This is a genomic window from Pseudarthrobacter naphthalenicus (assembly GCF_029076445.1).
Classification (GTDB): Bacteria; Actinomycetota; Actinomycetes; order Actinomycetales; family Micrococcaceae; genus Arthrobacter; species Arthrobacter naphthalenicus.
The window spans coordinates 45,813-54,161 of sequence record NZ_JARESG010000023.1; the positions used below are offsets into that span (position 1 = coordinate 45,813).

11 protein-coding genes and 2 pseudogenes are annotated in these 8,349 nt (G+C 61.8%); 5 read left to right on the plus strand and 8 right to left on the minus strand.

Annotated elements, in window-relative coordinates:
• Nucleotides 1-2 precede the first annotated feature (2 nt).
• The 3 genes from PY310_RS18175 to PY310_RS18185 all read right to left on the minus strand — a co-directional run bounded on the left by PY310_RS18175 (nt 3) and on the right by PY310_RS18185 (nt 2,264).
• Nucleotides 3-200, minus strand: a complete 198-nt coding sequence (locus PY310_RS18175) for a ferredoxin (RefSeq protein WP_275215878.1) — start codon at nt 198-200, stop codon at nt 3-5.
• Between the two features lie 122 nt (nt 201-322).
• Entirely contained in the window at nt 323-1,027 is a 705-nt protein-coding gene (locus PY310_RS18180) for a FadR/GntR family transcriptional regulator (protein WP_275215879.1), read from the minus strand.
• Between the two features lie 7 nt (nt 1,028-1,034).
• Entirely contained in the window at nt 1,035-2,264 is a 1,230-nt protein-coding gene (locus tag PY310_RS18185; protein WP_275215880.1) for an MFS transporter, read from the minus strand.
• A gap of 382 nt (nt 2,265-2,646) precedes the next feature.
• Here PY310_RS18185 and PY310_RS21690 point away from each other — a divergent pair.
• Nucleotides 2,647-3,297: pseudogene (locus tag PY310_RS21690) on the plus strand (transposase); the annotation flags it as partial.
• Between the two features lie 40 nt (nt 3,298-3,337).
• On the opposite strand, the gene PY310_RS18195 reads toward PY310_RS21690, so the two are convergent.
• The 3 genes from PY310_RS18195 to PY310_RS21590 all read right to left on the minus strand — a co-directional run bounded on the left by PY310_RS18195 (nt 3,338) and on the right by PY310_RS21590 (nt 5,856).
• The gene (locus PY310_RS18195; RefSeq protein WP_275215881.1) at nt 3,338-3,616 is read right to left on the minus strand and encodes a CBS domain-containing protein; all 279 of its coding nucleotides are present in this window, start codon (nt 3,614-3,616) and stop codon (nt 3,338-3,340) included.
• Between the two features lie 370 nt (nt 3,617-3,986).
• Entirely contained in the window at nt 3,987-4,937 is a 951-nt protein-coding gene (locus tag PY310_RS18200) for a manganese catalase family protein (protein ID WP_275215883.1), read from the minus strand.
• A 682-nt stretch (nt 4,938-5,619) separates the two neighbouring features.
• Nucleotides 5,620-5,856: a DUF2188 domain-containing protein gene (locus PY310_RS21590; protein ID WP_342755759.1), complete on the minus strand. Its 237-nt coding sequence runs from the start codon at nt 5,854-5,856 to the stop codon at nt 5,620-5,622.
• A 289-nt stretch (nt 5,857-6,145) separates the two neighbouring features.
• On the opposite strand from PY310_RS21590, the gene PY310_RS18205 reads away from it, so the two are divergent.
• Nucleotides 6,146-6,313 carry an IS1096 element passenger TnpR family protein gene (locus tag PY310_RS18205; protein ID WP_275215884.1) on the plus strand — a complete coding sequence of 56 codons (168 nt, stop codon included), beginning with the start codon at nt 6,146-6,148 and terminating at the stop codon, nt 6,311-6,313.
• A pseudogene (locus tag PY310_RS18210) lies at nt 6,283-6,794 on the plus strand (plasmid pRiA4b ORF-3 family protein). Before PY310_RS18205 ends, PY310_RS18210 begins: the two are co-directional and overlap by 31 nt.
• 25 nt (nt 6,795-6,819) lie before the next feature.
• Here PY310_RS18210 and PY310_RS18215 read toward each other — a convergent pair.
• Nucleotides 6,820-7,113, minus strand: a complete 294-nt coding sequence (locus PY310_RS18215; protein ID WP_275215885.1) for a type II toxin-antitoxin system RelE family toxin — start codon at nt 7,111-7,113, stop codon at nt 6,820-6,822.
• A complete protein-coding gene (locus tag PY310_RS18220) occupies nt 7,110-7,340 on the minus strand; it encodes a type II toxin-antitoxin system Phd/YefM family antitoxin (RefSeq protein WP_275215887.1) in 231 nt (76 codons plus the stop codon). Before PY310_RS18220 ends, PY310_RS18215 begins: the two co-directional genes overlap by 4 nt.
• Nucleotides 7,341-7,531: 191 nt before the next feature.
• On the opposite strand from PY310_RS18220, the gene PY310_RS18225 reads away from it, so the two are divergent.
• Nucleotides 7,532-8,002, plus strand: coding sequence for a plasmid pRiA4b ORF-3 family protein (locus PY310_RS18225; protein ID WP_275215888.1), 471 nt, complete (start codon nt 7,532-7,534; stop codon nt 8,000-8,002).
• Nucleotides 7,950-8,114 (plus strand): hypothetical protein, encoded by a 165-nt coding sequence (locus PY310_RS18230; RefSeq protein WP_275215890.1) that lies wholly within the window; start codon nt 7,950-7,952, stop codon nt 8,112-8,114. Before PY310_RS18225 ends, PY310_RS18230 begins: the two co-directional genes overlap by 53 nt.
• Nucleotides 8,115-8,349 lie beyond the last annotated feature (235 nt).

The window sequence follows — 8,349 nt, forward strand, 5'->3', positions numbered from 1 at the left end:
GGTCACTTCCCGTCGACGAGGACGAGCGCGTTCACGGGGCAGCTGCGGATTCCCGCCTGGACGGCTGCGACCTCACCGTCCGCGACGGAATCCCGAGTGACCACGACGAGCCCTTCGTCGTCGAGGTCGAGGTGCTCCGGGTCGGCGGCTACGCAGTTGCCGTAGCTCTGGCATAAATGTCTCTTGGCTTCGATCCGCATTGATCACTCCTGGGACGTATCTTCACGCGGGAATGTTTACAACCGCGTAATGGTTAGACCATTTGTGATAACGAGCTTCCTTGATATCGCTTTGTTTGTCAAGGGCTGGGGCGTGTGGGGCCTTAGGCCCGGACTACACGGGCCGCCGTTCGTCCGAGATGGTCGCGCATGATGGTGATCGCGGCCTCGACGTCGCGGGCGGCGATGGCATCGGTGAAGCGTCGGTGTTCCTCGACGCCGCTGGTGTCGTGGTGACCCGCGTCCTGCAATGACCGGAGGATCGGCTGTTGGATCGACGTGAGCAGCATGAGGACCGCGGGGTTGTGCGCAGCGGCGGCGACACGGAGGTGGAAGCTCAGGGATGTGTGAACGTTGTAGTCGCCTCGCTCGCGCTCGGCGAGGGTGCGGTCGCAGATGGCGTAGAGCTCCGCAATGTCTGAATCCGTTGCACGCTCGCACACCAGCGCGACCACACTCAGTTCGAGAAGCGTCCGCGCCTCCGTGATCTCTGCCGCTGTCAGAGCGGAGAGTGCGAGAAGGTCGCCTATGCTGTCGCGCACGACGTCGATCGTTGGAACTGTGACGAACGCACCGCCGCTCACGCCGACCTTGACGGTGACCAGCCCGTTCGTCTCAAGGATTCGCAGCGCTTCACGGACCGTGACGCGGCTCACACCCAGCTGATCGCACAGGTCCCGTTCGGATGGCAGGCGATCACCAACGGCAATCACACCCTCCTGGATCATGGTCCGGATCCGGTCTGCGACCGTCTGAGAGGAACGCTGCGCCTCGATCGGGATGAACAGATCGGTGGAAACCGTTCTCACGGGGCGGTCAGTTCGCAAAGTCTTCGTCGTGGTCATGGGTGCCTTCCTGGGACGTCCTCGCCTGGCCTCTGCGTCTGATCAGAGTAGACAGGGTTGGCGTAGAAATGATGATACCGGCGATCCCCGCGGCGATAGCAGCGCTCGGAACGATGAGGATGAGCCCTGCGGTCGCCAGAGGGGACACGAACAGCGATATTGACCGGAACGTACCGATGGATGCGATGGCACGGCCACGATCCTCGTCGCTGATGGAATCCACAGCCAATGCCGGACCAACCGTCTGCAGAATCCCGGCACCGAGGCCCGAGATGGTGAGCCCCACAGCGACCACCCAGATCGGATTCGGGAACAACGACGCAAGCACAAGTCCGAGGCCTGCCCCCGCCGTGCCGATCGCGTTAGCGACGCGCGGACCCGCGGCATGGATGCGGCGCGAGAACGCACTGCCGCAAAGGGACGCGAGATTGGCGACCGTCATCAGCGCGCCGGCGACGGGAATGCTGTGGCCGGCCGCCGTCAGGATAACGGGCAGGTAGGAATTGAGGATGCCGCGCCACGCACCCGCGACCGCCGCCATGCTGGCAGCCATGCCGACACCTGGCTGACGCCAGATATGCCGAGGGCGCCCGGTGCCGTGGCGGCTCCGCTGTGGGAACGGGGCAAATCTGACGAGTGCGATCGCCGGCGCGAGCGCGATCGCCGCGAGTGCGCCCGCTGCCAAGAGGGACATCTGCAGGGACCAGGCACCAATGAAGCCCGCGAGTGCCGGTCCGATCAGCTGGCCTACGCCCTGAATGACGTTCAGGCGGGAGAGTGCGGTGACGGCGGACTCGGACGCGCGGACAACATGCGTCTGGCTTCCGGTCCAGAAATACGCGCGCGCGGCTCCTTGCAGCAGCTGGGCAATGATGAAGGCCCACAACTCGGTGCTGAAGCCGAGGAGGAAACAGGATGCCGACAGCAGTACCGTAGCTGCGGCAATGAAGTGCTTGGTGGGCAGCCGGCTCAACAGGGAGCCCAAACCGAGGCGCGCGACGGTCTGCGACACCGCAGAGACCGCGACAATGATCCCGATCAGCTCGATGGGGTGCCCCGCGTACACGGCCAGGATTGGCACGGCGACGGCCGCCATTGCCTGCGCGATCGAGAATCCGAGATTCGCGGACTGTATGAGATGGTGATCGCGACGAAGGCGCCGCGGATCGCTGGGCGATACAGAATCGTCGGTACGTGACATGCAGCCTCCTCCTTCCGACCACTATAATGGTAAGGCCATTTGTTGGTATTCCTCTTTATAGATGAAAGGTCCGTGGCGCCCTGGACCGATTGCAGTGCCAGAACGACTACGCCCGCCTTTCGCAGCGGCGCTGCGGCGGCGCCGAACTGGAGCGGCCGAAGAAGCACGGCGCGCCTGCAACGCGGGATCAAGGGTCCCGCGTTGCAGGCGCATGATGAAACGGAATTTGGTGTGATTCGCCCAGGACGGCGACCTTGTCCGTGGTCAGCGGGTTGTGGATCCGGTGACTGCTCTCGTTGAGCGTCAAGATGCAGGGAAGATCCATGACACTCCACCCATGACTGGCGGCATCACTGTAGATGAACTCGATCCGCGTTGCCGTTGGGTCGATATACGCCCCTCGAAGGATGGTGGACGCGACATCCTCGGGCTGTGGGCCGGGGACTGCGGTGAAGTGACAAAGTTCTGGCTCTCGGGCTGACCGAAATCAAGAACCGCGGTGTCGAGGACCTCTGCATCACGGTCTGCGATGGGCTCAAGGGCCTTCCCGAGGCCATCAACACCGTCTGGTCCCTCGCGGTGGGCCAGCCCGGCATCGTGCACCTGATCCGCACCACCTTCCGGCATGCGGCAGTACTGGGACGAATTGTCCGGGATCTCCGCCCGGTCACAGCACCCTTCGAGGCCGCGGCGAAAGAACGCTTCGTCGAATTCTCGCGCAAGCGGGGCAAGCATTACCCGGCGACCACCCGGCTGTAGGAGAACGCCTGGAGCGAGTTCGTGCCGTTCCTGGACTACGACATAAAAATCCGGCGGGTCATCTGCAGCCAACGCCATGAATTCATCAACGCCCACTACAGGCGGGGCGTTCGGGCCCGGGGACACATTTCCCACCGAGCAGGCGGCCCTGAAATGCCTGTACCTGACGACCCGACACTGGACCCGACCGGCAAGAAGCAGGCCACTAATGGGCCTCACGGTGGAAGCCGTACTGAATGCCTTCACCATCAGTTTCGACGGAAGAACCAAATAAGCGCCAACCATAGATCCAAGGTTGACGGACACACCCCAAGCTATAGCTGTTTGGCCGCGAACTCGAAGGCTGCGGTCAGGGTTCCGCTGGTATCCGTGAGCATCCCGTCGCGGGTGGACTGCTCCACAATGTTCGCCACCCCGTCCAGCGTGTAGGCGTTGGAGGCTTCGACCTCCAAAAGGCCCAAGACTGCCATAGCTACTGCGTTCAGTGTCAGATGACGGGAATGGCCGGTGGTGGTGGCGCGAGCGACAATGTCTTCTGCGGTGTCATCGGCGTTGACCGCCGTCATACGTAACGTGGGTGTCACGACGTCCACCGCGGACTGCTTCGAAAAACCGGATCGTGCGGTGCAGCAGCACCAAGGTGCTGCGACGTGATGCCCGGGTTGCGTCGCTGCGGACGTACGCTCGTAGAGGGCCATCTGCGCGTTGGTTTGGTGAGGAATAAGCCCAGCGCGGTAATGAGGTGATGATGATGAGGGCGGGCACGCTCAGCGAGGCGGGTCGGGGGCTCGCGAACCCGGTCGCCTGCTGAGGCTGTGTCTTCGAAGAGGGTGACGACGCGATGGGCAATGGCGCCGATGACAACGGCGGCCCCCACGTTCGTCTCACTGGCCGCGAAGCCAGCACAAGGCGAGAGCAATGGCCGGCCCGCACGGGGGTTTTGCGGGCCGGCGGCCGCGGGGTCTAGCTCGTGGTCGCTGTCGGGTTGTCCGCGTCTTTGAGTTCGACTTCGGCTGTGGCCTGAATAAGGGCGAGCAATTCCGGGTCCAGTCCTGGGGCGAACTCTTCCTTTCGTTCCGGGGACATGCCCATGGGGAACCCGTCGGGCATAACATCGGTAGTGAGCTCAGTGCCGTCATTTGAGGGGGAAGCGCCCCGGTAGAGTTTTCCGGCTTCGCTGAGATTATCTGCGCTGAAGGTGTACTGGACGCTCTGCAGTCCCAGGTCCAGCAGCTTCTTTACTTCGGGGAACTGCTCGGCGTTGGTCTTGGGAATGGGCAGGACCTTGCCCCAGTTCACGCCCAGGCTTTCCAGTGCTTTGGCAAACGCATTCTCGTGCGCTTGGTCCCTGACGATCAGGTAGGCAATGGTGGAGCGGGCCGTCTTGTTGTCCGTCATCTCGTAGATCCTGCATTTCTGCAGGCGTCCGGTGGATTCAAGCATCAGGTTGTAGAGGAGGTCCAGGACCAGGTTCCCGCTGTTGTACACGTAGGATCCGCTCCACGGGTTGCCCGCGGCGTCCACGGGCAGCGCGCCCTGCGCGCCTACCAGGTAGTGGTGGATATTGCTGGTGTCCAGCGCAATCTTCAGCGGCGTTGCGCCTTTGGCCCCGGGCTCGTCCACGGGATCGGTCTTTTTCCCCTGATAGCGTGGAGACCCGTCGAGGAGCTGGGCAATGGTGGTACCGATGAGTTCCACGTGGCTGATTTCTTCGGTCCCCACGCCCTGGAGGAGGTCCTTGTAGGGCTTGGAGGCCGGGTCCCCGCGGAAGTTCATGCTCTGGAACAGGTACTGCATCATGGTGCGCATTTCACCGAACTGGCCGCCCAGGCCTTCCTGCAAGGCGTTCGCGGCTGCCGGGTCCGGCTCATCGGCGGCGATTTCGTTGATCAAAAGCTGAGTATGCAGGTACATGTGATGTCCTCTTTCTCCGTGCTTTGCCGGGGCCGATTTCCGGACCTGGTTGGTACTTGAGTTACTTGCCGGCAGAAAAGTCGAGGCAGTCCGGGACCCGCACGCAAATCTGGATCCCGTAGCCGGTACCGCCATGCGTACCATAAGCATGCTTAGTATCGGTTTGGCAAGCATCCCCGGTTGTTCGGCCGAGACGGCATGCGGGGTAAACCACCGAGGCGGTATGCGTCTTTTGTCCCGGTTTCGCCTGAAGTGAAGCCGAATTGTCTACCGCTGAAAGGAGCTTGCGGCCATCAGGGCGCAGTTCCCCTGCTGCCAATAAGAAGAATCCCTCCGCAGTGCGCTGCAGGATACCTTCCGAGGGTGTAGGTCGAACGGTTATCCACTAATCCACGCTCCACAGGCCGGGATCATGGGATTCCCGGACTAAGAAGATGCGGAATTCTCGCGTCTAATGAGCGTTCGGGCCGGTAGCCGATAACAGCGATTTCGTCCACCAAAGCCTGAGAGGGATCCGCGCTGCCCCCAAATTGTTCGCTAACTGACCTGAAGGGCAAATGCGTTCGGGAGCACGGCCCGCTTCCAGTTCACCAAGTACCTCTGCGTGGCTGGAATGGCCAGACGTACCCCGCCGACGTTCCCGGGTCGGCGAGGTACGTCCAATGTCACCAGCAGATCCGGCTTAGCCTGGAGTGTTCCGGGGATCGTTACCAGGAGCAATCGTGTCCTTCGCCCTGATCTTGTTGTCCTTGCCATGGACATTCAACTCACCACCGCCAGAGCGGGAGAGGTAACCGCGAGCAGCATCAATTGCCCCAGCCTGAGTGTCGTGAACAGAGGAAGCACGAGAGGAACCTTCCCGCTCAGCCTTCCACCCGTCATCACCCGGCACCACATGGTAAGAATTTCGTTCAGCCATATTAATCACCCCCAGACGTAGCCGATGAAGGCACCGTATCAAACGCGACTGACAGGGCTGCCGGTAAACGCGGCTACAGTGCGACTGCAGTCTGGCTCTGCCTGAAGCTCAGTTTCTTCTGAATGTGAACTAAACGCCGATATCCGGCCTGTCCTAAAGCTACGTTTAGGACAGGGGAGACGACTCTGACATGGCCGAAGACGACAGAGGGCTTGTAAGAATAGACCGCGTGGACAAACCTCGGTAGGGCGCCCGGGAGGCTGGCGCGGAGACGATTCCGGCCGTGCGCGTGGGGCTGGTCGACAGCGAGCCTGAGATCTGGCGTTCGCTCGAGATTCGGAGCTCCATGACTCTTGATCAGGTACACCAGGTGCTTCAGGCAGCCTTTGGCTGGGAGGATGCGCACCCTGCAGAGGTTCACACCAAGTGGTCCGTTCGCGCTGCTGCGGCCCGTTGACTGCAAATTTCCGGATATCCTGCAGTGGCTTCCCGGGGCAGGAGTGCGAAGACCCGGTAGACAGGGATGAGGAGGATTGCTCCCTGGATCAGCTGCTGGCGCTGGGTTCAGGCGGAGCATTCTACGAGTACGACTTTGGTGACAGTTGGCTTCACGGGCTCGAACTGGTTTCCCGCCGGCCAGCGGATGAAGACAGTCCACCGGCGCGACTGTCGACGGCACCCGGCGGGGACCTCTGGAAGACTCCGGAGGGTTGCCGGGGTACGAGCAGATTATGGACGCCTTGGCTGACACGTCTCATCCGGACCACGCTGAATACTCGGTGTGGGTGGCAGAGGCAACCGGGTCAACGGAGCCCTTTGACCCTGCCTTTCTGGACCTCGAGGCCATTAACCGCTTGCTGGCCACCAGGCTCGGAGCGCTGCATCGGGAAAGGAGTGTGCACCTGAAGGCCGGGCGGACACCTTCCAAGGACGCCTGACACGAAACTCGCGCCGGTCTCAGCATCAGCGCGGTTTGTAGACGTCTGAACGGTGCTCGATGCGGTGCACGTAGAGAACATGAACTTCGACGTCGAGGGTGAAGAGGACCCGGTAGTCACCCCGCCGGGCCGTGCGCAGGCCCAGCAGTTCGTTGGTCAATGGTTTGCTGAGCCGGTAGGGATTGTCGGCCAGGACGCCGGTGGCGAACTCGACGATCGCGGCGGCAGCCTTCTCCGGCAACCGCCGGAATCCTTTTAGCGCCGGGCTGGTAACTTCAACTTTCCATGGCCCTGCAACGGCCGACGGGACTTCATTCACCTCGGCGGGAGCCCGAACTCACGACGCAGCTCGTCACCGCTGACAGTCTCGCCGGTCGCGATATCCCGCCGGGCCTGTTCCAGGTCCTCACGGATCCCGGGCTGCGACAGCCAATGGATCGTTTCCTGCAGCGACTCTAGGTCATCGGCAGACATTAACACGGCAGACGGATGCCCGTGCCGGGTGATCTGAATGATCTCGTGCGTCTTGTCAGCTTCCTCGACCAACGCCGAAAGCAACTCTGGCCGGTGACTAGCCGGACTTTTAGCGATAATGGAGATTTCGTCAAGCTATGGGCGCGCCGGGGGAGAGGTTACCTCCGTCGAACTAGTAGGGCCATGAGGCCTGTAAAAATGGGTGGCATGGACAAATTTGAAGCTGGGACGAGGGTGCCCAGGACTCGATCCTTGAGGTCCGCGTGGAGCTGGTCGACAGCGACCCTGAGATTTGGCGCCAGCTCGAGATCCGAAGCACCATGACCCTGGATCAAGTCCACCGGGTCCTGCAGACGGCCTTTGGCTGGGAGGACATGCACCTGCACAGGTACACAGCCCTGGAGCCTTTTGTGCGGCTGCGGGCTGTCCACGGCGAGATTCCCGATGACCTGCAGTGGCTCCCGAAACAGGAGTGCCTTGATCCGGACGACAGACCTGAGGAGGATCTCTCCCTCGAGCAGCTGTTCGCGCTGGGCTCCGCCGTGGCCTTTTACGAATACGACTTCGGCGACAGCTGGCTTCACCGGCTTGAACTGGTGTCCCGACGGCCGGCCGACGAAGGGGCGCCGCCGGCCCGGCTGCTCGACGGCGCGACGCGGCCCGCTCGAAGACTCGGGCGGGTTGCCGGGGTACGAGGACATCATGGACGCCTTGGCCGATCCGTCTCATCCTGACCAGGCGGGATACTCTGCTTGGGCGGCCGATATGACCGGCTCTACTGAACGTTTTGACCCGGCTTTTCTGGACCTTGCCGATGTCAATCGGACACTGGCTACGTTGTTCTGACGCCGGGGCTGCCGCCGAAAACTCCATGAATAGCAGGCAGGAAGGAGCCACTTTTACGGTTCTCCCCTACCTGATTTAAAGGGCCGATAATAAATATTATGTCAAGTCGTAAAAAGGTTGTTCGCATTTTCTGCGAATACGTCCACTCTTGATAACGGCGTGTTCAGGCGTAAAAACGACTCTGACCAGCCGGTTTGTTTACTCTGCCGTGGCAGGGATCTGTTCGGGCGGGCCC